The following is a 25,548-nucleotide window of genomic DNA, read 5'->3' on the forward strand; positions in this document are numbered from 1 at the left end:
ATGAAAAAAGCCATCACCCTTTTTTGTGCCTTTGGTCTGTTCGCCGCCGGGTGCGCTTCGCATCAGCCGGCCATGGATCCCCCGCCGCCCCTGACTCCTACCGCGGCCATGGTGGAGCCCCCGGTAGAGCCCTCGGCTCCCGGCTCCCTGTGGAATGCCGGCAACAACGACCTTTTCGCCGACCATAAGGCCCGGCGGGTCGGGGATATTCTCACCGTCGCCATTTTCGAACGGGCCAGCGCCAGCAAGGAAGCCAAGACCAGCACCGGGCGTTCCAGCAGCGCCTCGGCCGGGATCGACAATCTCTTCGGCATCGAAAAGAACATCGGCATGATCAACAGCGCCATCAATCCCGCCAGCCTTATCGGCACCGAGTACGAAAACAGCTTTCAGGGCAGTGGCACCACCAGCCGCAAGGAAGACCTGGTCGCTACGCTCACCGTGCGGGTGACCGAGGTTTTCGGCAACGGCAACATGCGTATCGAAGGCGGCAAGAACGTGCGAGTCAACAACGAAGACCAGATCATCCGTCTCACCGGCCTGGTGCGACCGGCCGACGTCACCCGCGACAACATCGTCGATTCCAAGTACATCCTCGATTCGCAGATCACTTATACCGGCAAGGGTGTGATCAGCGACAAGCAGAAGCAGGGATGGCTTGTACGGGTACTCGACAATGTCTGGCCCTTTTAAAGGTTGAAGCTGAGGTAAGCTCATGAAACGAATTCTGACCGGCCTTTTGACTGTTCTCCTGCTGGGGGCGCTTGTGCTGCCGACCGCGGCGAAGGCCGCCCGCATCAAAGATATTGCCGGCCTGGAAGGGGTGCGCGACAACCAGCTGGTCGGCTACGGCCTGGTGGTCGGCCTCAACGGTACCGGCGACAGCGCCAGCACCGAGTTCACCATCCAGTCCCTCGTCAACATGATGGAAAACATGGGGCTCACCGTCGACCGCAGCAAGGTCAAGGTCGACAACGTGGCCGCCGTGATCGTCACCGCCCAGCTGCCGCCTTTTGCCAAAACCGGCACCACCATCGACGTCCTCGTCTCTTCCCTCGGTGACGCTGACAGCCTCGCCGGCGGCACGCTGCTGATGGCGCCTCTCAAGGGCCCGGACGGTCAGGTCTACGCCGTCGCCCAGGGGCCGCTGGTCGTCGGCGCTCTCGCCTTCGGCGGTAATGCGGCCAAGGTGCAGAAAAACCATCCCACGGTCGGTCGCATTCCTGGCGGCGCCCTGGTAGAACGCGAGGTGCCCTTCGCCCTGCCCAACCAGAACCGCCTGGTCTATCGCCTGAAAAGCGCCGATTTCACCACGGCCTCGCGCATGGCGGCCGTCATCGACTCCCGTTTCGGGCGCGGCACCGCCTATACGCTCGACAGCGGCAGTCTCGAAGTCGCCATCCCCCGCGCCTACCTCGGCCGCACCGTCGATTTTGTCGCCGCCCTCGAGCGCCTCAACGTGACCCCAGACGCCCTGGCCAAAATCGTCGTCAACGAAAAGACCGGCACCATCGTCATGGGTGAGGAAGTCCGCCTCTCAACGGTGGCCGTCTCCCACGCCAACCTGAGCCTGGTCATCACCGAATCGGCCGAAGTCTCTCAACCCGGCCCCTTCAGTGAAGGGGAGACCGTAGCGGTACCGCAAACCGGGATTGAAGTCACCGAAGAAGGCGGCGACCTCCTTGTGGTCGAACCGGGGGTCAGCATCGGCGAAATCGCCCGCGCCCTCAACGCCATCGGCGCCACCCCCCGCGACCTCATCGCCATTTTCCAGGCCATTAAAGCCGCCGGGGCCATGCACGCCGATCTGGAGATTCTGTAAAAGGGTGATCCTCTTTTAAGTCTGGAAATGCACTCGCCACGAAGACACCAAGGCACCAAGAAAACTTTAATTGTCAATGGGGTACTTGGTGTCTTCATATCTTGGTGGTGGATAGTCTAAAAGGTTTTGACTCATGAAAATAAACGTCGACCCGCAAATCCTCCTGTCCCAGGCCAATGCCCAAGCACCGGCCAAAAACGTCAAGCGCGACGATCCCGAGGCGCTCAAAAAAACCTGCCAGGAATTCGAGGCCATCTTCCTCGCCTCTATGTTCAAGGCCATGCGCCAGTCCGTTCCCCAGGGGGGGATTATTGAAAAGGGCAACGCCGACGAGATCTACCAGAGCCTGCTCGATCAGGAGATCGCCACGCAGGCGGCCAAAGGGCAAGGGATGGGTATTGCCGAGGTGCTGTACAGGCAGTTGAACAGAGAGGCCGAGTAAAGTCAGGTCATTCACTTGCTAAAAAACAAGAACTCCCTGTCAAAAACCTGTCATGTCCCTTTGGGGTTGACAGGTTTTTTGCGTTTGTATTCAAAGTGTCAAGATTTTGAAGAATGAAGCGCAGCTAAGGACGATTATGTAAAAACAGGTGTATTTTCTGATGGTTGGTGTGTGGCCAGGAAATTGCAATAAGTCTGAAGATGATTTTATCGAGGTCGCCCTATTCCTAGTGCGCCGCGATAGCGAACTGGTTTGATCTGCCGACTGTAGAAAGTTCTATTTCTGAAATAAGCGAGGATACCCATGAAGGTTGTTATCTTGGCCGGAGGCCTGGGGACACGGATTTCCGAAGAGTCATACTTGAAGCCCAAGCCGATGATCGAAATTGGGGACAAGCCCATACTCTGGCACATCATGAAAGTATTCGAGACCCAGGGATTCAATGAATTTATCGTCTGTCTGGGATACAAGGGGTTCATGATCAAGCAATATTTCATGAACTACTATCTTTATAATTCGGACGTTACCTTCAACCTGGCTACCAACAGTTTCGAAATCCACCGCAATAATACGGAAAATTTCCGGGTGACTTTGGTGGAAACCGGTCTCGACACTTTGACGGCTGGTCGTCTCCAGCGTGTCATGCCCTACCTTGGCAAGGAGGAATTCTTCCTCACCTATGGTGACGGCGTTGCCGACGTGGATCTGCAGGCACTGCTTAAGTTTCATCACGAACATGGGAAAATTGCCACGGTGACCGCAGTGCAGCCCGCAGGACGTTTCGGGCTGCTCGGCATGAGCGACGAAGGGCACGTTTCCAGCTTCAAGGAGAAGCCGCTGGGCGACGGGGGCTGGATCAATGGTGGCTTCTTCGTGTTTAAACCCGAAGCCTTTGCCTACCTGCCGGAAGATGCCGATGGCAAGATGCTGGAACAGGATCCGCTGGAAAACCTGGCCCATGACGGTGAACTGATGGCCTACAAGCATCATGGTTTCTGGAAATGCATGGATGCCCTTCGCGACAAGGAAGAGCTGGAACAGATGTGGCGCCGCGGGAAAGCGAAATGGAAGATATGGGAATGAACAGGGATTTCTGGCAAGGCCGCTCGGTATTTCTGACGGGGCATACCGGCTTCAAGGGAGGGTGGCTCGCGTTGATGCTTCAGCAGGCGGGAGCGCGGGTGAGCGGCTATGCGCTTCCTCCGGCCCATCGGCCTGGTATCTTTACCAGCGCCCGCGTTGCCGAAGGGATGGTGTCCACCTTGGCGGATGTCAGGGACGGCCAGGCGCTTGCTCGGGCGATGGCGGATGCCGCACCCGAAATCGTACTGCACCTCGCCGCCCAACCCCTGGTTCGGGCCTCCTACGCCAATCCGGTCGAAACCTACGAAGTGAATGTTATGGGGACAGTCCACTTTCTGGAGGCCGTCCGCAGGACGCCTTCGGTGAAAGTGGCCCTCGTGATCACCAGCGACAAGTGCTATGACAACCGCGAGTTGATGCGAGGGTATCGCGAAAACGACCCCATGGGGGGAAGAGATCCCTATTCAAGCAGCAAGGGGTGCGCCGAGCTGGTAGCCGCCTCCTATCGCCATTCGTTTTTGACCGAACAGGGGGTTTTTCTGGCGACGGCGCGCGCCGGAAACGTCATCGGTGGCGGTGACTGGTCGGAAGACCGACTGATCCCCGACATAGTGCGGGCCTGGTCCGGAAGGCAGCCCATCCGCATTCGCTATCCCCAGGCTATTCGCCCCTGGCAGCATGTCCTTGAAGCGCTGAATGGCTATCTTCTACTGGCGGAAAACTTGTGGGCGAGGGGGGATGCCTGCGCTGACGGCTGGAATTTTGGTCCTCCGGATACCGATGTTTGGACGGTCGGGGATATGGTGCAGTTGGGGCGCGATATCTGGGGGGAGGGCGCCTCCTGGCAGACTGATCACGAAACGCATCCCCATGAAGCACGTATCCTGAAGCTCGATTGCACCAAGGCCATGACGCATCTGGGGTGGCAACCGCTGCTTGATGTCAATACGGCCCTCGAGTGGACGCTATCCTGGTATCGGGTCCAGCAGGGGGGAGACGAGGACATGAGGAGCTTTTCCCTGGATCAGATCCGCCAGTATGCCGGTCTGGGGAAGCCCCTGTCTGAAACCGACCGAGTATGCATGGGAGGAAGCGATTGAGTGAGACCATGGAACAGGCGTTGAGGCGACAGGCCATCGAAGCGGCGATCGCTTACTATCGTCATGGCCGCAGCGAGAATACCCCTTATGCACCCGGTGACCGGATTCCCTACGGGGGCCGGGTGTACGATGAGCAGGAGGTGGCGGCTCTGGTCGATGCCTCCCTTGATTTCTGGCTGACGACCGGACGCTACGCGGAACGCTTCGAACGGGATTTTTCCCGTTTTCTGGATGCTGGATACTGTTCCCTGACCAACTCGGGTTCTTCGGCGAACCTGCTGGCGTTCATGGCTCTGACCTCCCCTAAACTTGCGGAGCGCCGTATCCGGCCGGGCGACGAGGTCATCACCGTGGCCGCCGGGTTTCCCACGACCGTGACGCCGATCATCCAGTTCGGCGCCGTCCCGGTCTTTGTGGATGTAAGCCTGCCGACCTACAACATCGATACGAGTCAGCTCGAGGAAGCGCTCTCCCCCCGCAGCCGTGCCGTTATGGTGGCGCATACCCTGGGCAATCCCTTCGACTTGGCTGCCGTTCGCGCCTTCTGTGACCAACACGAACTCTGGCTGATCGAAGACAACTGCGACGCCCTCGGCTCCCGGTATTGTCTGAACGGTGAATGGCGCTATACCGGCACGATCGGTCACCTGGGGACCTCAAGTTTCTACCCCCCTCATCACATGACCATGGGAGAGGGGGGCGCCGTCTATACCCGCGATCTCCAGCTCCAGAGGCTCGTCGAATCGTTCCGGGACTGGGGGCGGGACTGCTGGTGCCCATCGGGGCATGACAACACCTGCGAAAACCGCTTCAACCGCCAGTTCGGCGAGCTTCCCATCGGCTACGACCACAAATACGTCTATGCCCATTTTGGCTACAACCTCAAGGTCACCGAGATGCAGGCCGCCATCGGCTGTGCCCAGCTCGACAAACTGCCCGCCTTCATCACCGCGCGCAAAAACAACTGGCAGCGCCTGCGGGATGGGCTCAAAGGGTTGGAAGAGGTCTTCATTCTCCCGGAGGCCACGGCAAACAGCGACCCCTCCTGGTTCGGCTTCCTCCTCACGGTACGAAACGGCTCCCGTGTCAGCCGGGACGGCCTGGTCGCGCACCTGGAATCGAAAGGCATCCAGACTCGCCCCCTGTTCGCCGGCAACCTGCTCAAGCACCCCTGCTTCGACGAGATGCGCCGCAGCGGAACCGGCTACCGGGTGGCAGGAGAGCTGGTCGTCACGGATCGCATCCTCAAGGATACCTTCTGGCTGGGGGTCTATCCAGGACTGACAGAGCCCATGATAGATACCATGATCGCCGAAGTTCACGCCGGCGTGGAGCGGGGTTGTCGATGATCTTCCAGGAAACCGTCCTTCCAGGCTGTTTTGAAATCACCCCACGCATCCTGGAAGATGAACGGGGGAGGTTCGTCAAAATCTTCCATCGCGAGGTTTTTGCCGATCGGGGATTGAACACGGATTGGGCTGAGGAATACTACTCGGTATCACGGCGGGGCGTATTGCGTGGGCTGCATTTTCAGCTTCCCCCCCATGACCACGACAAGCTGGTGTACTGCACCGAGGGTTCGGTGCTCGATGCGGCTCTGGATCTGCGAAAAGGATCGCCGACCTACGGTGAGCATGTGCTGCTGGAGCTCAGCGCCGCAGCCGGCAACATGCTCTATCTCCCTCGCGGGCTGGCGCACGGTTTTTACGTGCAGAGCGCCTCGGCGACCCTGGTCTACAAGGTCACCTCGGTCTATGCCCCGCAGCAGGATGCCGGCATTCTGTGGAGCTCCGCCAACATCGCCTGGCCGGACAGCGATCCCATCATCTCCGCGAGGGACAGGGACTTTCCTGAATTCAACTGTTTCGAAACCCCTTTTGCGTTTCATACTGGAGGAGGGGAGGCATGAACGTTCTGGTGACGGGAGCCACGGGCTTTATCGGTTGTCACGTGGTGACGGCCCTGCTGGCAAAGGGGCATCGGGTGACGGCCGTGGCCCGCAACCCGCAGCGGGCGTCCCAGGCCCCCTGGTATGGCCAGGCGACCTTTCTGGCCGCCGATATCCATGCGCCGGGGTGCGCCGAGCGTCTCGAGCCCTCGCAGTTTGACGCCGTCGTGCATCTGGCCTGGCCGGGGCTGCCCAACTACGGGGCCCTGAGCCATCTGGATCGGACGCTGCCGGACGAGTGCCGTTTCCTGGGTGACCTTGTCCGTTTGGGTACCCGGCAGCTTCTGGTTTCCGGCACCTGTTTCGAATACGGGCTCGTCTCCGGCTGCCTTGCCGAGAGCACCCCGCCGCAGCCGGTCACCGCCTACGGCATGGCCAAGAATTCCCTGCGCGGATACCTGGAGCTTCTGCAGAAAACCCACCCCTTCCGGCTGCAGTGGGCCCGACTCTTCTACATGCATGGTCCGGGGCAGAACCCGAAGAGTCTCCTGCCCCAGCTGGATAAGGCGCTGGCGGAGGGCCAGCCGGTCTTCAACCTCTCCGGTGGGGAGCAGTTGCGCGACTACCTGCCGGTTGAGGAGGTGGCTACCCGTCTGGTAGCACTGCTCGCGCATCCGGGCTTTGACGGGGTCATCAATATCTGCAGCGGCCAGCCGGTTTCGGTGCGACGCCTGGTCGAAGGGCATGTCACCGCGGTCGGCGGCTCCATCCGCTTCAACTTCGGCCATTACCCCTATCCCGATTACGAGCCCATGGCCTTCTGGGGGGATACGCGGAAATTCCAGAATCTGTATCGATCCCCTATGCAGAGCGTTGAATGCGATGGGACAAACGAACCGCAAAATGAAGTATTTGCCAGGGATCTTTCCATCCATGAGAACGAACGGTGAAATTATGAAAACACACACGAAGGCCCTGTTTGTCATCCCGACCTATATTGATCAAACCCTTGAGCAGGATTTCAAAAGTCCGATTACCGTCCCCTACGGCATTCTGAGCCTGGCCAGTTATGTCAAGGAACGGTGTCCTTCCATAGAAATCCGGATTATCGATTTCAACACCCGCAATATTCCGGTAGCGGAACAGGAATCCGTCTTGCGCGAAACCCTGCAGGAATTCGATCCGGACCTGGTCGGCATCGCCCTGATGTTCAGTTTTTTCAATGAATCCCTGTACCGGCTGGCGGCGCTCGTCAAGCAGATTGATCCTCATCGCCTGGTGGTGGCCGGGGGGATTGCGGCGTCGAACCTGCACGCACAACTGCTGGCACACGACGCTATCGACGCCGTGTGCATCGGCGAGGGGGAAATCCCTTTTCTAGACCTGGTCCTCAGCGAGGATCGCCGCAAAACCCTGCAAGACCATCCTTCATGGGCGACGTTGGAAAATGTCCGGAACGGGGAGGTGTTTCGTCCGACCTTTGTGCAGGATCTGGACGAAATTCCTCCTATCGATTATGGACTCATCGACCTGGGCCTGTATGGCGAACGGCTTATCGGCAAGAATCAGGGAAAGGGGTCGCGGTATCTGGTTATTCATACCACCCGCGGTTGTCCGTTCGACTGCATATTCTGCTGCGCGGCTGCCAATCACGGTAAAAAGATCCGCTCCATGAGCCCCGAACGGGTCATCAGCGACACCCGGGAAATGGTTGAGCGTTATCAGTTGGAGCGGCTCGGCATCGAAGATGATCAATTTGTCTTCAATGCCAAGCGGGCCAAGGCCATCCTTAAGGGGCTTGCGGAATTCCATCTCAAAGTCGAGATACCCAACGGACTGTCCGTCCGATTTATCGACGATGAGATGGCGCGCTTGATGCGTGATGCCGGAGTGGAAGGGGCGTCGCTTGCCATCGAGTCGGGGTCTTCGAGGGTTCTGAAGGACATCATCCGCAAGCCCCTGAATCTCTCCGAGGTCAAGCCGGCCGTCGATGCCTTGAGAAAATACGATATTTCGACGCTCGGACTCTTCGTCATCGGCATTCCGGGTGAAACGGACGAGGATCGACAGGCGTCGATCGATTTCATCCGGGACCTTGAACTGGACTGGGCGGCCATTCATATTGCCACCCCATTCCCGGGATCGCGGCTGTACGACCTCTGCCTCGAGAATGGGTACATCAACGTGGAAGACCTTTCGCAGAAAGTAGGAATCTACAAGGGGCTGATCCGTACGGAAGACCTCGATCCCGAAGAAATGACTGAATTCGCCTACCTGATGAACCTGGAGGTGAATTTTGTCCAGAACAACAATCTTCGCACCGGACGCTATGCCAAAGCGGCGATCCGTCTGAAGAACGTGGTGGACAAGTACCCCGACCAGGCCTTTGCCCACTATTACCTTGCCAGGGCCTATGAGCATTTGCCGCATGTCGATCCGAAGCTTATTCAATTTCACAGAGAGCGTTTTTACTGCATCATAGCCGAGGACAAAAAATGGATGGAATACGCTCTTCGCTTTAACCTGGTTCCGGCAACCGAAATTTCCATGAACCCCCGAGGAGAGGCTGAGAGCATCTATGAAAGCTCAAATCAAGCCGCGCATTAACCAGGAAGGGAGGACCCGGCTCGAAGAGGTGATCCCGCTGGAAACCCCCTTTGTCCTGTTCGTCGACCCGTCGAGCGCCTGCAATTTCCGCTGCAAGTTCTGTCCGAATGGTGATCCGGCGCTGATCCGCGACAGCGGCCGGTGGCAGGGGAGCATGGAGTTTTCCCTGTACCGGAAGATTATCGACGATCTCAAGGCGTTTCCCGAGCCCCTGAAAGTCCTGCGTCTCTACAAGGACGGCGAACCCTTTCTGAACAAGCGCTTCGCGGACATGGTCCGCTATGCCAAGCAGAGCGGCGTAGCCCGCTTTATCGACACCACCACCAACGGCTCGCTGCTTGATCCCGAGACGGTCAAACCGGTTCTCGATGCCGGCATCGACCGGATCAACATCTCGGTCGACGGCCTCTCGGAACAGCAGTTTCTGGAATTCGCCGGGGCCAAAGTGGATTTCGAACGCTTTGTCGACAATATCCGCCGCCTCTACGCCATGAGGGGGGATTGCGAGATCCTCATCAAGATCGCCGGAGATTTTCTCAGCCCGGAGGATAAGGAGCGCTTTTTCGCGCTTTTCGGCGACTACGCCGACCGCATTTTCATCGAGAACATGGCCCCCTGCTGGCCAGAGTTCGATCTGGCCGACCGCCTCGACGTCTCCATGGATACGGGGATATACGGCCAGCCGGTCGGAGAGGTTCAGGTCTGCCCCTATATTTTCTATTCCCTGTCGGTGAACTCCGACGGCACGGTCAGCCTCTGCTTTCTTGACTGGGCCCGCAAGCTGGTCGCCGGTGACCTGCGCCGGGAGAGCCTCAAGAGCATCTGGACCGGCGAGCGCGTCCGGGCTCACCGCATCGCCCACCTGCAAGGGCAGCGGAAGCAGGACCCCGTCTGCGGGGATTGCGGCCAGCTCACCCATTGTCTTCCCGACAACATCGACCCTTTTCGCAGCGAACTTCTGGAGAAGATTCGGGCCGCGAAATCATGACCGGTCCCGTCTCGGTACTGCATCTGACGGCCCACCTGGGGGGTGGCGTGGGTAAGGCTCTAAGCGGCCTCATCCTCAATACCCCGGCGCAGGGGGGGATCCGTCATGCCATCGCCTGCCTGGAGCGCCCCGAGAAAACCCAGTTCATCGATCCGCTTATTGACTCGGGGTGTCCCGTGGCGATCGCCCCAGACCCGAAGAACCTCGCCCGCATGATCGAAGAAGCGGATGTCGTCCAGCTCGAATGGTGGGGACATCCCGCCCCCATGGCCGCGCTCTGCGCAGGGCCTATGCCGGCCATGCGGTTGCTGCTCTGGTGTCACGTCTCGGGAATCCATACGCCTGTTATCCCTCAGGGGCTGATCCGCTCGGCGCATCGCTGTCTCTTTACCTCGCCCTGCACGTACGAGGCCCCGGAAGTCGTCGGGCTGTCTCCGGATCAGAATTCCAGGCTGGGTGTGGTGCACAGTGCCGGGGGCTTCGAAGGGCTTCAGCCTCCGGTGAGACAAATCGATGACACCCTGGCGGCCGGTTATCTGGGGAGCCTGAATTTTGCCAAACTGCACCCTGATTATGTCGAGTTTTTGACAGCGGTGCCGGGGGCGGATTTCCGGGTCCGGGTCATCGGAGACGAAACCAATCGGGATATTCTCGAGCGGCAATGTCGGGATGCCGGTCGTCCCGGGATGCTCGAATTTCGCGGCTACCGAACGGATATCGCCTCGGAGCTGGCCGCCATCAACGTCTTTCCCTACCTGCTCAACCCGCTGCATTACGGCACCTCGGAGAACGCCCTGCTGGAAGCCATGGCCATGGAGGTCGTCCCCATAGTCCTGGATAATCCCGCTGAACGCTGCCTGGTTACCGAGGGGGAAACCGGCCTATTTGTCCGAAATCCAAGGGAGTTCGGAGAGGCGATCGACTGGCTTGCCCGCCACCCGCAGGAACGCCTGAGACTGGGACGACAGGCCTCACTCTTAGTGCGCGAGCGCTTCTCCGTGCATCGGTCGGTTACGGCCTTCGAACGCCTCTACCGGGAGGCGCGCGAAGAAAAAAAACGGGACGTTGATTTCAACGCACTCTTCGGTCATCACCCCTCAGAGTGGTTTCTGGCGACCCAGCGGCTTCCGGAGATTTTTGCGCCGGATGGAACGGTATCGCTTGGCATGCTGAGTGCAATGATCCTCCCAGGGCTTCTGGAGAGAACCAAAGGGACCGTCTTTCACTATGCCGCGTATTTCCCCGAAGATCTCCTCCTGAAGCAGTGGGCCGACCGGCTCGGCAATGTCAACCCCGATAGCGACAGGTGACAGGATGTCAAGGCTTTCATGCCCGGTGTGCGGGGCCGCGTCCCCGCGAAATCTTCTTTCTCTCGACTGCGGCAACCTGGATGGTTCCAGCCTCTATCCGACCGTGCGCCTGATGGCCTGTCCGGTCTGCGGCCATCATTTCAACGATCTGTCCCCCGAAGACATGGCCGGATTGGGACGGTATTACAACGACGAGTATGCTCCGGCCAACCTGAACTCCGTGGTCAAGGAGGGGGATCTGCCCGGTAGTACCGGCAAGTTCACTTCTGATCGCTACGGGCAGTTGTACGCGTTGATCGCGCCGCATGTGGGGGGGCATGGAGCCGTCCTGGATGTTGGCTGTGCGGTGGGTGGCTTTCTCGATTTTCTCAAGGCCCGGGGGTATTCGCATCTGTACGGGGTGGATTTGACCCAGGCCTATGTCGAGGTCGCCCGCCGGAAAAACTACGATATCCGTCTGGGGGATGCGCAAAGCCTGCCCTTCGATGATCGACTGTTCGATGCCCTGGTTGTCGAGCAGGTTCTCGAACACCTGGTGAACCCGGTCGCGGCCTTTCGTGAGGCTGCCCGGGTGCTCAAGCCCGGCGGCGTACTCTGCATCGGCGTCCCTGATGCCGCCCGCTACGACGACTATTTCTATTTCGATTTCTACTGGCTGCTGATGCGCGAACACATCCAGCATTTCGATATCGCCAGTCTGAAGCGACTGGCCCATTCCGAAGGTTTTGACCTGGTCGATTACCAGCAGACCGCTCACCCGATCATGGGGGAGAAGATGGTCATGCCAAATCTTTCAGCCGTCTTCCGCAAACGTTCCGACGAGACCGTCACGGACACGCCCTGCATGCCGGTGGCACCCTCGGTCTCCCTGGAAAGCTACGTTCAGGAGGAAATCGCCAGACTGGCGCAGAGGCGCCAGAGCCTTGGGCGGATCGCCGAAAGCGGCCGCCCGGTTTACGTCTGGGGGATCGGCAGGGAGTTTCTCTATCTCTACGAGGCTGCCGGACTGAAGAACTGCGCTCTTGAGGGGCTTGTTGATATGAATCCGTTTAAACAAGAGACGGCAACAGTTGGCGGGAGAAAGGTTGTCTCTCCGGATACTCTCTCTGGCGCCAGCGGTGATTCGTGTCTTCTGATCACCGCGATTGCTCACGACACAACGATTCGTGAACGCCTTGAGTCGCATCAATTGTTTAACGGGGAAATCCTCAATCTTTAACGCCTATCCACAGTGACATTGTTCCCAATAGGAGCGTGTGATTGGGAAAATCGGAGGTTTTGTAAATGAACAACGCTAGCCCACTGGTCAGTATCGGCGTCGCTATCTATAACGAAGAGAAGTTTCTGCGGCGGGCGTTGGAATCTATTCTTTCCCAGGATTATCCCAACATCGAGATCATCATTTGTGACAATGCTTCAACCGATAAAACACCATCCATCTGTGAAGAGTTTGCAGAAAAATACGCGCATGTTTCCTACTACCGATCCGATGAGAACGTCGGAGCCCATGCGAATGGATTCAAAGCCATCCATTTGGCCAAGGGGAAGTATTACATGTATGCCCCTGGGCACGATCTCTGGGATCCGTCCTTTGTCTCCAAGGCTGTATCCCTTATGGAGGAAGATCCGGAGGTCGTCCTCTGTTATTCCCGAACCATGCGGATCGATACGGAAGGCAATCCCTTGGGCCTGGCCAATAACAGTTGGGATCTTCGCGGGTTGTCTCCTGTTGAACGCCTGACGTACCTGGTCAATCATCTTTCGGGAGGAGATCCCTGTAATGGCTTGATCCGCCTCAAGGATTTGAAAAAATTCGATCGCAAATTTGTATGGGGCTTTGATCAGGTGATGCTCGCCTATTTTACCCTGGCTGGCTCCATTGCCCACATTCCCGAATCCCTGTTTTTCTGGAGGGTGACCGACGACGAAAACGTCGAGGTCCGTAGAGCCACCGTCCCGCAGGACAACGACCCGGGGAACAGCCGCAAGCTGCTGAACATGTCGATGATGGAGCTCTGGCGCCAGATGGGGGAGGCCACCCTGGCTGTTGTCAACGAATCCGATCTCGACATGTCCGACAAGCTCGCCTGCAAGGAAGCTGTGCGTCAGTGCTTTACCCGCCGTTATGGTGTGCAGTGGAATGAGGTGATCCCGTCTGAACTGAACCCGGACGGGCAGAACGTCCTCCTTGTGACCTCGGCCCCGCCCCAGCAGACCCCGTTCTACACGACCGAAAAAAGACCGCCTATCGGTGTCGGCTTTCTCATTGCCGTACTGCGGGATGCCGGCCATAACGTGTTTTTTATCGATAACTATCTTAAGCCCAGTGACTTTCTGGAAACGGACTACCTGCAGCGCCATCAGATCGACATGGTTGGGATATACACCAACACCATCTGTTTCCGCGACAGCCTGCGCATGATCCGCCGGCTCGACGCCATGCGTCAGAACGGCACCTGGCAAGGTCGTATCGTGGTGGGTGGCCCCCATGCTTCAGTATCGCCGCAAACCATCCCGGAGTGCGTGGACCATATCGTTCTCGGCGAGGGGGAATATGCGCTGAGGGACATCGTTGCAGGCAAAGTGCAGGAACGCATAGTCCAGTATCCGCCCATCAAAGACCTGGATTCACTCCCCATGCCGGCATGGGATTATTTTGCCGACATGCCTTATAACTGGGGAGGGAACTGGCTTCCCGAGGGTCCGGTGTTTACCATGAATACCAGCCGGGGGTGCCCTTTCGATTGCACATTTTGCTCGGTCGGCTCAATTTGGGGGCGACGGTACGTCTGTTTTTCCCCAGAGAGGATCGTTGCCGAAATCGAGCATCTCAAGACGAACTACGGGGTGCGGGGCATCTATTTCCGTGAGGACAATTTCACGCTGAACAAGAAACGGTTGGAGGCTTTTTGTCAGCTCATGGTGGAAAGGGAGGTCAACATTCCTTGGGTCTGCGAGACCCGGGCCTCTTCTCTTGATGAGGAAACCGTGGATATGATGGCCAAAGCTGGAGCCAAAGGTGCCTACATCGGTGTGGAGAGCGGCTCTCAACGACTGCTTGATTTTATGCATAAGGACATCAAACTGGAGGATGTCCGCCGTGCGTTCCGCTTGTGCCGCGAGAAGGGTATCAATACGGCTGCTAGTATGATTGTCGGGGTGCCTGGGGAAACCGAAGATGATTTGAGGAAAAGCCAGGAACTGCTTGTAGAAATCAAGCCAACGGTTACCTGGTTTAATATCTTTGTCGGCATTCCTGACAGCAACCTCTATAAACATGTACTTGAAAACCGACTCTATCAATTTATCGATGACCGGGGCTTGGTCTATTTGCATGGGCACAATAGCCACGTCGATCGTTATTACGGTGGAGACTCCCAGGCCAAGATTCCTTTTGACCGTTCTCGTGAAGAAGATTCCTCCAGTCCCAAAGTCAGTGTGCTTTTGTCGGTATACAACGGTGAAAAATATCTACCGGAGGCGCTGGATAGTATTTTTGCCCAAACTTTCCAGGATTTCGAGCTGATAGTGGTCGATGACGGTAGCACGGATCGTACTCCAGAGATACTTCTCCAGTACAGGGACAGCCGCACACTCATTTACCGCAACCAAGAAAACATGGGCCTGACCCGGTCCCTTAACCTTGGATTGAAGTTCTGTCGTGGGGATTATGTTGCCCGCATGGATGCAGACGACATTTCTGCACCCCAGCGTCTGGAGAGACAGGTTCGGTTTTTAGAGGAAAACCCGGATCACGCTCTTGTAGGCAGCAGTTACTGCATACTGGATGATGATGGTAAAAAAACCGGCCTTGTTGAAGTCCTGACAGACTCGGAGTCCCTTAAAAAAGGGCTCATTCAGCAGAACTGGTTTGGGCATGGCAGTGTTGTGATGCGAAGGAAGGCACTCGAAAGTGTTGGAGGCTACAACGAGGAATACCTCTATGCCCAGGATTACGATCTTTTCTTGAGGATTTCAGAGCACTTCGAGGTAGCAAACCTGTCCGCTCCCCTTTTCTTTTGGCGAAAAGCCCTTGGAGGAATTTCACAAAGAAAGGCGCAGGAGCAACAGGCATTTGCCCAATTGGCCCGGAGGGAAGCGATAGCCCGCCGTCAGAGATTAAAATCAGGTGCACGGGAAAGCGTTGAGAATAAACCCAAGGTCTCAGTCATCGTCCCCACCTACAATCGCCTGGAAATTCTTCGCGAGGCACTTCAGAGTATATTGGCTCAGAGTTATCACGATTTCGAGATCATTGTTGTCAATGATGCTGGAGCTCCCGTGGAGGAGGTGATTGCATCCCTTGACGTCGAGGGCCGTATCACTTATGTGCGCCATTCCCTAAATAAGGGGCTAGCAGCGGCTAGGAATACCGGGATCCAAAACGCACGGGGCAAATACATCGCCTATCTCGATGATGATGATATCTTTTTCCCCAACCATATCGAACTATTGGTCAATCACCTCGAATCCAGCGGCGACAAAATTGCCTATACGGATGCTTATCGGGGCTATCAAGAGAAACAAGGTGATCAGTGGGTGGTGACCCGCCGGGACATCCCCTATTCACTGGATTTCGATTCCGACAGGATTCTCGTAGACAATTTCGTGCCAGTCCTCTGCTTTATGCATGAGCGATCCGTATTAGATGAAGTGGGAGGGTTTGACGAAACTTTAAAACGCCACGAGGATTGGGACCTCTGGATACGGGTTTCCAGCAAATATCGTCCGTACCATTTGAAACAGGTAACCTGTGAGTTCCGCTCCCGCTCGGACGGGTCCTCCATGACGGGTGGTCAGGTCGGTGAATTTTATAAGACCTGTCAGCAAATTTATAAAAAATATGCTGATTGGGTTGCCGATAAGCCCTCGGTACGCAGAGCTCAGGAGGCGAATCTGGTCAACTATCAGGTTAACCAGGCACTTGAGCTGTCAAAAGGAGTGAATAATCTGACGACGGGCATTCGTCGCCTGGAAGAGCTTCTGGTTTCATGGCCACAGATGGCAACCGTTCATAACGCCTTAGGGTATTTGCATGCCCAGGCAGCCAACAGGGCGAAGGCGATAAAATATCTGAAAGAAGCAGTACGCCTTGAGCCTCAGTCGGAGCTCTATCGCAACAATCTGGCCATCGTTGTGTCTTCTCCCGACAATGCCGGGACGGATAAAGAAAGCAATGCAAAAACGTACCTCGAAAAAGGAGAGCAGGCCTTTGGCGAAGGCGACTTCGATTTGGCTGCCCTCTATTTTGAAAGGTTACTTGGGATCGACGAGAACAATCTGGACGCTTTGAATAATCTGGGAGTCGTCGCGTTTAAACAGGGGCAGGTGGCGGAAGCCAGGCGGTTTTTCGAGCGGTGTCTGCGAATCAAGCCCGGATTCGACGAAGCCCTGCAGAACCTGCAGATGTGCGACAAGGCACGGGAAACGAATGCGGGTGATCTGGTTGATGGAATTGAAGCCCTGCTGCGCCGGGGCGAGGAGCTTTTTGGCCAGGGGGACCTCGACGGAGCGAGCGACTGCTTCCTGCAGGTGCTTCATCTGGATGCCGCTCACATCGAAGCCCTCAACAACTTGGGGGTAGTGGCGATCCAGGTCGGACAGAGCGAAGATGCCCTGGTTTTTGTCGACAAGGCCCTGGCGATCAACCCGTACTTTGTCCAGGCGCTGGAGAACCGCGCGGCGATTCTGCATCACCTTGGGCGCGATAAAGACGCCGAAACGGTCGATGCGCGCCTTTCCGCCGTGCGTGGCGATGTCGAGAAACTGATTGCCGTCGGGGAGGAGGCCTTTGTCGCTGGCGATATCGTCAAGGCGTCCCAGGCCTTTGACAGCGCCCTGGCTTTCGATCCCCAGCAGCGCGATGCCCTGAATAATCTGGGGGTGATTGCCTACCAGCAGGGAGAGGTGGATGACGCCCGGGCGCTGTTCGAGAAATGCCTGCACAGTGATCCCGACTTTGCCGAGGCCCGGCAGAACCTGCAAATGTGCGACGCTGCGCCGGAACCGGCATTACTTGAAGCCACCCCAGACGAGCCCCCATATTTCTCCGTCATCACCTGCAGCATCGATGACGAGAAGTTCGCCCGGCTGCAATCGAGCCTGTTTAAAGCCTTCAAGGAGCCGGTCGAACTGATCCGCATCGACGATGCCCGCTCGCTGTGCGAAGGCTACAACCGTGGCCTGCTCGAGGCCCGCGGCGAGGCGGTGGTGTTCTGCCACGACGATATTGAATTTCTCAACGAAAACCTGGGAGAACGTCTGCGACAGGACCTTGAGATGAGCGATCTTGTTGGGGTAGCGGGGACGACTCGGCTGGTCGAGGGGAGCTGGATCGCCGCCGGACAGCCCCATATCCACGGCCAAGTAGCCCATCTGGTCAAGGACCGCCCTGGGGTGATCAGTCTCTGCATGTACGGCAACGGCAGAGATCCTGAACACGTGACTGACGTGCAGGCTCTCGACGGGCTTTTCTTTGCGGTCAAAAGACCGGTGCTGGAGCAGATCCGTTTCGACGAGGCGACCTTTGACGGATTTCACCTCTATGACCTTGATTTTACCTATGCAGCCTACCTGAAGGGATTCCACCTGATGATCGATCACGGCATTCATCTTCTGCATGCCTCGGGCGGAAATTACGATCAGGCCTGGTCCGGTTATGCTGAAGCCTTCAACCAAAAATATCGAGAAAGGCTGGCAACGCGGGAGGAACCTGTCATCCGCTTTTTCAAGGGACTTCTCTTCGATGACCTCGCAGCGGTGAAGCAGGAGATGGCGCGTTATCCCGGCCTGAATGCCCTGCGGTATGAAGGGGGGCAGCTGTCCCTGAATTCCGAGACGGAAGGGAGAGTTGAACTTGACACGGTCGCCTCACTGCCTCTGGACTCCGGCAATCTCGACTATGCCCGACTGGTCCACAATCCCAACGAACTAGGCGATAAAGTTGGGGTCATGCGGGAGCTAGCCAGGGCTCTGCGGCCCGGCGGTGTGGTCGAGATCCTGCTGCCCCTGAAGAAAAAAAAGGGAGGGCGCCTGGGGATCCCCGGCTCGTGGCAACTAGGTGACCTGTTCGGCTTCGCCTCCAACCCCCCCGAGGGGCAACCCGTGGTTCGCCATGCGGACCTGAGAAATCATTTCATCATGCAGGCTATGGTGGAGAAAGAAACCCACGGGGATCGTCCCTATCTGCATGTCATTTATAGTCGGACCGCAGCCTGATCAGGCGGCCTGTCAGATTTTTTGACCAGAAATTGTTGAAAAGGACTACCAGATGTCTACAGACATTCTGGTAGTCCTTTTCACGTCCTGTTTCTTAAAGCACTTCTTGATTTTTTCCTAAAGTTCTCTCCATCTCCCTCCGATAAGACAGGCAAGAGCAGGTATCTTGCCGATGTTTTATGTTTCTTTGCTACGATTAAAATGAATAATTTTTATCGATAAGGGGATGACCATGACGATCAAAATTTCTGGCGACAAGGGGCTTGGGCCTCTGGATGGGTTGAAAAAAAACCAGAAGGCACAGGCCGACACCGATAAATCAAAAGCGGGCGCTACAGACAAGGTGAGTTTTTCCTCTGCACTGCAGCAAGCCGCTCAGACTCAGGAAGCCAAAGGTGCAGTGCGTGCCGAGTCCATGGAGAAAGTCGCTTTCTCACCGCTTATTCTGGAGATGAGTCATCTGCAGGATGGTGGCTCTTCTGAAGTGTCTGCCCGTCAACAGAAAATAGCCGCGCTCAAGGCGCAGATCGCTGAGGGCTCTTATCAGCCAGACCTCAAGCAGGTAGCGGCCAGCTTGCTCAAGTTTGTCGCAGGGGAGAAGTAATCATGGCTACGACCTTGCGAGCTCAGCTTGAAAGACTGCATAGTCTCATACTCCAGGAGCGTGAGTGCGCCAAGGCGATGGCGATGGATGACCTGCTGCATACAGTTCAGGCCAAAAATGAACTTCTGCAGTCTTTGCAGTCGGTAAATGAGGTGGCCCCCGAAGATCGCGAGCTGGCGGTTGTGGTTAGAGAAGAAAATCGTCGCAACGCGTATCTGTTCTGGGCGTCTTTGGGGTTTATTCGTGAATCGATGAGCTTTTTTCAGAAAGAATTGTCCCCGGTCAGCTATGGGGCCCATGGGGCTGCCGTCAGCGGGCGTTCCGAAGGGATGCTGCTGAGGGGGAGGATCTGATATGGGCGGCCTTCTCAATGCGTTGAATTCCGGCAAGACCAGCCTCTTTACCAACCAGAAGGGGATTGAAGTCACCGGCAACAACATGGCCAACGTCAACACGCCGGGCTATTCCCGTCAGGTGATGCAGCTCTCGGACGTCCCCACCTTGGAATACGGTGGTCTGTTTATCGGTACCGGTGTCAGAGTTGACGACATCGTGCGCAACTACGACTCATTTGTGCAGGATCAGCTCGTCTCCAAGCAGGCGGCTTTTGGCGAAATGGACGCCAAAACCTTGCCTTTGACAGAGGTGGAAAGAATCGTCAACGTCACTGAAGCCAACCTTTCCACCGCGGTAGATGCCTTTTTTGACGCCTGGCAGGAGCTATCGACGAATCCCAGCGGCGAAGTGGAACGTCAGATCGTCATCCAGAACGGTCAGACTTTAGCATCGGCGTTTAATTCGGCCAGCAGCCAGATGCAGTATGCGCAGGAAAACATCAATACGGTTCTGGAATCCAAGGTGGTTGGCATCAATTCGGCTCTCCAGGAAATTGCCGATCTGAACGACCGTATCGCCGGCATCGAAGCCACGGGCCTTACCGCCAATGGCGAGCGCGACCGACGTGATCTGCTGGTGCAGGATGTTGCCAAGGCCTTGGGGGCTTCCTATCTGGAACAGCGAGACGGCACCGTTTCGCTTCAGTTGCCCGGCGGCCTTCCTCTGGTGCAGGGACGAGAATACCTGCCGCTGCAAACGCAGCGCATCGACGGCAAAATCGAGATTTCCCTGCAGACCAAGGCTTCAGATATCCCTCTGGGCCTTAAGGATGTGGGGGGGGAGATCAAAGGGCTTCTAAGCGTGCGGGATGAAATTATCCCTGACCTTCTGGCCGATTTCGACAAGCTGGCCTATAACCTGGTCGAAAGCGTCAATACGGTTCATCAGGCGGGTGTCGATCGTGACGGGAACCCGGCGGGCCTGTTTTTTGAGGCCGCCCCTGTGCCGGTGCCGCCGGCCACCTTCGGCGTGGGAACGGCTGCTGTCATGCAGGTCAATACCGCGCTGGTAAGTGATACAGGGTTGGTGGCGGCCGGTAAAAGCGGCCTGTCAGGAGACAATACCAACGCGCTGGATATGGCCGCTCTTCACCAGGCTCCCGTGATTGACGGGGCGGACAGCTTCAATGGGTTTTACAGTAAAATTGCCGGGAAGGTCGGCATTACGATCAATCAGAACAATCTTCAGCGGGATGGTGCCGACGATGCTCTGATCCAGCTGCAGAATTTGCGTGACTCCAAATCGGGCGTTTCGATTGAAGAAGAGATGCTGAGTCTGGTCAAGTACCAATCGGGTTTCGAGGCGGCAGCCAAATTTTTGACCACCGTCGATGAAATGATGGATACCGTGATCAATCTGAAGAGGTAGTCGATGAAAACAACCAACGCGACAACCTATCGTACCCTGTTGCAGAATCTCACCCGCGGCAGCACACGACTGAATGACTGGCGCATCAAAACGGCGACAGGCAAACAGGTGTCACGCCCTTCCGACGATCCGACGGCGATCCGTCCCATCCTTAACGCCCGCAGCCAGATCGCCGCTTCTGATCGTTACCTGCGGACCATGGATACGGCCCAGGATCGGCTGGATAATTCCGAAGGATATCTGTACAACGTCGAGAATGTTCTTACCCGCGTGAAAGAGCTGGCGATTCAGGCCGGCAATGCCACCTTTACCCCTGAAGACCGCGTTCTTCTGGCCAACGAAATTGCTTTGCGTCGGGAAGAACTGCTTGATGCCGCCAACGCCAAGGTCGATGGCAAGTTTCTTTTTGCCGGCTACGCCGACGACGCCAAACCTTTTGTCGCCAATCCCGCCTATCCGGCAACGTCGTCCGCACCCGTTCTTTACGCGGGCGACAACCGGGCCATTACCCTGGAGATCGGCCCGGGTGCTCTGGTGGAAACATCCATTCCGGGATCCGAGCTGTTCATGGGGCAGAAGGATACGGATGGCGATGGAGTTGCCGAGCAGGTGGGGATCGACATCTTTGCGGTTCTTGCCCGCATTGAAGAAGGCCTGCGAGCCAACGATCCTGACGCCGTCAATGTCGAGATCGACAATGTGGAGGAGGGCGCCAACCAGGTGCGTAAATTGCATGGCTTGTTGGGTGCGGTTGGTCAGCGTCTTGACACCGCTCGTGTTCATATGGAAACGCTCAATATCGACATGGAAGAAATTCGTTCCCGTTATGAGGATATTGATCTGGTTGAGGCCATCAGCAATATGACCATGGAGGAAAATGCTCTAAAAGCGGCCATGCAGGTTAGTTCCAGGGTCTCGCAGTTGTCCATTCTCGACTATTTCTAAAGTTAACCCCCATTCCCCTTGGAGAAGGGGACACTTCAGCCAGGGAGGGCGCCATGTTAGTTCTGACACGCAAAGCCGGTGAAGGCATCGTTATCGGCGACCATATCAAAATCTCCGTTGTTGAAATCAAAGGAGGCGGCATCCGCATTGGCATCGATGCCCCTCAGGATATGAAAATCTACCGGCAGGAAGTCTACGACCGCATCTGCACGGAAAACAAGGAGGCCACCCAATGGAACCTTGCCGATCTGAACTCTCTTTTGACGGCCAGCCTTGCCAAGGAGGATCGGTGATGAAAAAGATCACGACACGCTTCGGTGAAGTCGAGTACGATCCTCAAAATACGCTGCATTTTCCCAAGGGGCTTATCGGCTTTGAAGATCTGCGGGAATTCATCGTCATGCCCAATATCAAGGATGGTCCTCTGTTCTGGATTCAGAGCGTCGACGATCCCCAGATCGCTTTTGTGCTGACTGACCCGACCGATTTTTTCCTCGATTACCGGGTCGTGGCCGACAACGGTGAACGCGCAGTCTTGGGGATTGACGATAAGGACGAATCCTATGTTCTGTCTGTGGTGACCGTTCAGGATGGCGGAAATGTCACGCTCAACCTGATGGCTCCAATTCTCTTTGCACCTTCGACCAACCGGGCAATCCAGGTAATTTTGGAAAAATCGCCCTATACCACGCGGCATCCGCTTCCAAAAGTCTGAATCCAGAGTGCAATCTTGTATAAAGCCCTTTTTCCGCATGCAGAAAGAGGGCTTTATATTTGCAATCAAAGGTTGGAACGATGGAAAAGTAAAAACTCCATCCTGAATGAGGACGTCAGAGCAATGGGGAAGAAAATTCGGAACAACAGATATCCGGCAGAACGGCAGTCGGCGGATTCGCTCATTGAACAGGCGATGTCTCTGTTTCGACATGGACGTGTGGTTGCTGCTGTTGAGATTCTTGAAAAAGGCCTTCGACAACAGCCGGGCCAGGCACAGCTGTGGTTTGCCCTCGGGTGCGTCTGTCAAGGCGGTGCGAGGTTCGAGGAGGCTATCCGGGCTTACCGGGAGGCCTTGAGAGTCAACCCGGCCCTGGTCGAGGCCTGGAACAACCTGGGGACCCTGTATGCGCACCAAGCCCTGAGGGCGGAGGCGGAAGAATGCTTCAATGCGGCCCTGCAGCATCGGCCCGGAATGCATGACGCCAGCATCAACCTCGGCCGAATCCTCGTAGAGCAGGGGCGGGCCCGGGAGGCGATCGCCATCTATCAGGCAGCCCTGGCAGGCTCTCCCAAGCCGGCCGAAATTCTCTATGCCCTCGCTGTCGCATTTCGAAACGCCAATCGGGTCGGACAGGCCATGGTGCATCTTGAGGAATCACTCGCGCAGGCTCCTGACTACGCCGACGCGCACAATCTCATGGGGGTCCTTCTCATGGATATGGGGATGGCCGAAGACTCCCGCATCCATTTCGAAAAGGCTATCGCCCTCAACCCCCGGGATGACGGACCTTGGACGAATCTGGCCTGCCTGCTGCAGTCCCTTGGACGTTACCGTGAGGCCTATTCCATGGCCAGGACCGCTGTCGATCTAGCTCCGCAGAAGCCTCTGATTCACTCCAATTTGCTGTTTCTGTCGAACTATCAGGACTCACTTGGCCGCGAGGAAATATTTGCCGAGCAACGGCGCTGGAATGAACGCCATGCTCTTCCCCTGACCCGTGCGGGCGAGCCCCCGGTGACTGAGAAGAATCCGGACAAAAAACTTCGCATCGGCTATGTCTCGCCGGATTTCCGGTTTCATCCCGTCTGTTTTTTTATCACTCCGATCCTTGCTGGATTTGATCGCGAACGCTTTGAGGTGACATGTTACTCCAATGTGTTGCAGCCCGATGAGCAGACCGAGGCGCTCAGAGGGTTGGCGAGCCGCTGGCGAGATATCTGCGGGGTTCCAGATGACGAGGTTGTCCGTTGGATTCGCGAGGATAAGATTGACATTCTGGTCGATCTGGCGGGTCATTCGGGCGATAACCGCCTTCTTGTCTTCGCTCGTAAACCGGCCCCCATTCAGGTAACCTTTCTGGGAAATCCGGATGGAACGGGGATGGATGCCATGGACTACCGCATTACCGACGCCTGGTGCGATCCGGTAGGGCTGACGGAACCCTTTCACCGAGAAGAACTGATACGGTTGCCGGGAAACTTTTTCTGTTACGCTCCTCCGTCTCCGGCGCTGGACATAGCCCCCCTGCCCTGGAGAAGCAACGGCTATGTGACTTTTGGCAGCTTCAACAACTTTTCCAAAATCTCCAATAAGCTTCTGGAGACTTGGTGCACGATTCTCCACGCCGTGCCCGATTCCCGCCTCTTTTTCCAGGGTAAGCCGATGTCGGACCACGTCAAGGTTAGTGAATTGAAGACTTTTTTTGAGCGAAGAGGGATTCATGGAGAACGGATCCACGTCAGGGGGAATACCTCGTTTCAGGAACATATGAATCTTTTAAGTCAGGTGGATATCGCTTTGGATACCTTCCCTTGGAATGGGCATACGACAACCTGCCATACCCTGTGGATGGGAGTGCCGGTTGTGGCCTTGGAAGGCGAACGGGGGATTTCCAGAATGGGTATGTCCATCCTGTGTGGATTGGGCGAAGAAAGACTGGTCGCCCGCACTGTTGAAGAATATGTGTCCAAAGCTGTTGCCCTGGCCGAGACACCAGAGGCTCTTAGCCATTTTCGTATGAATATCCGCGCTCAAATCTTGAACAGTCCTTGGGGAAAGCAGGAACAGTACAATGCCAACCTCGATGCCGTTTACAGAGATCTCTGGAGAAAATACTGCGGGGTCTGCTCATGAGCGCCGGTGCTGAGTCAATCAATCCGGGGCTGTCGGTGGTGATGATCGGCCGCAATGAGGCCACTTCTCTGAGGCAGGCCATTATTCCGGCCTTGCAGCTGGCGGACGAAGTGGTCTTTGTCGATACCGGCTCCAACGATTCTTCGGCCGCCCTAGCTGAGGCGCTTGGAGCGCGGGTCTTTTTCTTCGCCTGGTGCGACGATTTTTCCCGGGCCAAGAATTTTGCCGTCGAGCAGGCTCGTCATGACTGGATTCTCAATATGGACTGCGATGAAAGCATCGATGTGCGACAAGCTCGGAAAATTCTTCAGGAAGCGCTGAGTCGCGAAGATGAGCAGGCTTACCAAATCCGCATTGATAATGTGCGTGACAACGGAGATTGCCTGCCCTCCTCGGCGCTACGTCTTTTTCGCAATGATAAGCGCATCCGCTTTGCTAATCCCATTCACGAGTCGGTGGGCGAATCGCTGTATCGGCATTGGCCCGACCGCCGACCCCCGGAGTTGCCATTGCGATTGATGCACTGGGGATACAGCGAGACCAGCACGGCGGAGAAGACCGACAGGAACTGGCGGGTACTGCAGCAGTGGCTGGAACGTGAACCGGAAAATATATTCGCCAATTTCAAAGCCGGCCAGACTTTACGGGGAAAAGGGGAGATAGCAGAAGCGGCAACAAGGTTCGGTCGAGCCTTCCACCAGCTCCTGCAGGATCCCCAACGCGGAACCTACCCCTACTGGCCGGACTTGGTGCAGCAGTACCTTGAATGCCTCATGGCCACGGGCTCTGGAGCAGAAGCGGCGAAGGTCCAAAGCCTGGTGGCGGTTTTGTAAAAATTTTTCAGCAACGGTATAAATATTTTCTAAAGTCTCGACACATAGTGGTCGATAAGATCATCAAGCCGGGAGAAATCCATAAAAGGAGGT

At 56.5% G+C, this 25,548-nt stretch carries 21 protein-coding genes; all 21 read left to right on the forward strand.

Annotated features, from left to right (window positions below; genetic code table 11):
- The 21 genes from MJO47_RS15020 to MJO47_RS15120 all read left to right on the forward strand — a co-directional run bounded on the left by MJO47_RS15020 (nt 1) and on the right by MJO47_RS15120 (nt 25,455).
- Nucleotides 1-693, forward strand: a complete 693-nt coding sequence (locus tag MJO47_RS15020) for a flagellar basal body L-ring protein FlgH (RefSeq protein ID WP_253961977.1) — start codon at nt 1-3, stop codon at nt 691-693.
- A gap of 22 nt (nt 694-715) precedes the next feature.
- A complete protein-coding gene (locus MJO47_RS15025; protein WP_253961978.1) occupies nt 716-1,822 on the forward strand; it encodes a flagellar basal body P-ring protein FlgI in 1,107 nt (368 codons plus the stop codon).
- A gap of 133 nt (nt 1,823-1,955) precedes the next feature.
- Nucleotides 1,956-2,264, forward strand: a complete 309-nt coding sequence (locus MJO47_RS15030) for a rod-binding protein (RefSeq protein WP_253961979.1) — start codon at nt 1,956-1,958, stop codon at nt 2,262-2,264.
- Nucleotides 2,265-2,567: 303 nt separating this feature from the next.
- A complete protein-coding gene (gene rfbF, locus MJO47_RS15035; protein ID WP_253961980.1) occupies nt 2,568-3,347 on the forward strand; it encodes a glucose-1-phosphate cytidylyltransferase in 780 nt (259 codons plus the stop codon).
- The gene (gene rfbG, locus MJO47_RS15040) at nt 3,329-4,447 is read left to right on the forward strand and encodes a CDP-glucose 4,6-dehydratase (RefSeq protein ID WP_253961981.1); all 1,119 of its coding nucleotides are present in this window, start codon (nt 3,329-3,331) and stop codon (nt 4,445-4,447) included. Before rfbF ends, rfbG begins: the two co-directional genes overlap by 19 nt.
- A gap of 8 nt (nt 4,448-4,455) precedes the next feature.
- Complete coding sequence (rfbH, locus tag MJO47_RS15045; RefSeq protein ID WP_371926707.1) at nt 4,456-5,796, forward strand: lipopolysaccharide biosynthesis protein RfbH; 1,341 nt, start codon at nt 4,456-4,458, stop codon at nt 5,794-5,796.
- Nucleotides 5,793-6,356 (forward strand): dTDP-4-dehydrorhamnose 3,5-epimerase, encoded by a 564-nt coding sequence (gene rfbC / locus MJO47_RS15050; protein ID WP_253961983.1) that lies wholly within the window; start codon nt 5,793-5,795, stop codon nt 6,354-6,356. Before rfbH ends, rfbC begins: the two co-directional genes overlap by 4 nt.
- Nucleotides 6,353-7,285, forward strand: coding sequence for an NAD(P)-dependent oxidoreductase (locus tag MJO47_RS15055; protein ID WP_253961984.1), 933 nt, complete (start codon nt 6,353-6,355; stop codon nt 7,283-7,285). Before rfbC ends, MJO47_RS15055 begins: the two co-directional genes overlap by 4 nt.
- Nucleotides 7,286-7,289: 4 nt before the next feature.
- On the forward strand, nt 7,290-8,942 hold the full coding sequence (locus MJO47_RS15060; protein ID WP_253961985.1) for a B12-binding domain-containing radical SAM protein: 1,653 nt from the start codon (nt 7,290-7,292) through the stop codon (nt 8,940-8,942).
- Complete coding sequence (locus MJO47_RS15065; protein WP_253961986.1) at nt 8,914-9,930, forward strand: radical SAM protein; 1,017 nt, start codon at nt 8,914-8,916, stop codon at nt 9,928-9,930. The genes MJO47_RS15060 and MJO47_RS15065 overlap by 29 nt, the downstream gene beginning before the upstream one ends.
- Complete coding sequence (locus tag MJO47_RS15070) at nt 9,927-11,240, forward strand: glycosyltransferase family 4 protein (RefSeq protein ID WP_253961987.1); 1,314 nt, start codon at nt 9,927-9,929, stop codon at nt 11,238-11,240. Before MJO47_RS15065 ends, MJO47_RS15070 begins: the two co-directional genes overlap by 4 nt.
- 4 nt (nt 11,241-11,244) lie before the next feature.
- Nucleotides 11,245-12,459 carry a bifunctional 2-polyprenyl-6-hydroxyphenol methylase/3-demethylubiquinol 3-O-methyltransferase UbiG gene (locus MJO47_RS15075; protein ID WP_253961988.1) on the forward strand — a complete coding sequence of 405 codons (1,215 nt, stop codon included), beginning with the start codon at nt 11,245-11,247 and terminating at the stop codon, nt 12,457-12,459.
- Between the two features lie 65 nt (nt 12,460-12,524).
- Nucleotides 12,525-18,458, forward strand: a complete 5,934-nt coding sequence (locus MJO47_RS15080) for a glycosyltransferase (protein ID WP_253961989.1) — start codon at nt 12,525-12,527, stop codon at nt 18,456-18,458.
- 232 nt (nt 18,459-18,690) lie between these two features.
- Nucleotides 18,691-19,062, forward strand: a complete 372-nt coding sequence (gene flgM / locus MJO47_RS15085) for a flagellar biosynthesis anti-sigma factor FlgM (RefSeq protein ID WP_253961990.1) — start codon at nt 18,691-18,693, stop codon at nt 19,060-19,062.
- Between the two features lie 2 nt (nt 19,063-19,064).
- Nucleotides 19,065-19,415 (forward strand): hypothetical protein, encoded by a 351-nt coding sequence (locus MJO47_RS15090; protein ID WP_253961991.1) that lies wholly within the window; start codon nt 19,065-19,067, stop codon nt 19,413-19,415.
- Nucleotide 19,416: 1 nt separating this feature from the next.
- On the forward strand, nt 19,417-20,826 hold the full coding sequence (flgK, locus tag MJO47_RS15095) for a flagellar hook-associated protein FlgK (protein WP_253961992.1): 1,410 nt from the start codon (nt 19,417-19,419) through the stop codon (nt 20,824-20,826).
- Between the two features lie 3 nt (nt 20,827-20,829).
- Nucleotides 20,830-21,771 carry a flagellar hook-associated protein FlgL gene (gene flgL, locus MJO47_RS15100; protein WP_253961993.1) on the forward strand — a complete coding sequence of 314 codons (942 nt, stop codon included), beginning with the start codon at nt 20,830-20,832 and terminating at the stop codon, nt 21,769-21,771.
- 53 nt (nt 21,772-21,824) lie between these two features.
- Complete coding sequence (gene csrA, locus MJO47_RS15105; RefSeq protein ID WP_253961994.1) at nt 21,825-22,064, forward strand: carbon storage regulator CsrA; 240 nt, start codon at nt 21,825-21,827, stop codon at nt 22,062-22,064.
- Nucleotides 22,064-22,486 carry a flagellar assembly protein FliW gene (locus MJO47_RS15110; protein WP_253961995.1) on the forward strand — a complete coding sequence of 141 codons (423 nt, stop codon included), beginning with the start codon at nt 22,064-22,066 and terminating at the stop codon, nt 22,484-22,486. The genes csrA and MJO47_RS15110 overlap by 1 nt, the downstream gene beginning before the upstream one ends.
- A gap of 123 nt (nt 22,487-22,609) precedes the next feature.
- Nucleotides 22,610-24,622 carry a tetratricopeptide repeat protein gene (locus MJO47_RS15115; RefSeq protein WP_253961996.1) on the forward strand — a complete coding sequence of 671 codons (2,013 nt, stop codon included), beginning with the start codon at nt 22,610-22,612 and terminating at the stop codon, nt 24,620-24,622.
- Nucleotides 24,619-25,455, forward strand: coding sequence for a glycosyltransferase family 2 protein (locus MJO47_RS15120; protein WP_253961997.1), 837 nt, complete (start codon nt 24,619-24,621; stop codon nt 25,453-25,455). The genes MJO47_RS15115 and MJO47_RS15120 overlap by 4 nt, the downstream gene beginning before the upstream one ends.
- The last annotated feature ends 93 nt before the right edge of the window (nt 25,456-25,548 follow it).

The organism is Desulfuromonas sp. KJ2020 (assembly GCF_024197615.1).
GTDB lineage: Bacteria > Desulfobacterota > Desulfuromonadia > Desulfuromonadales > SZUA-540 > SZUA-540.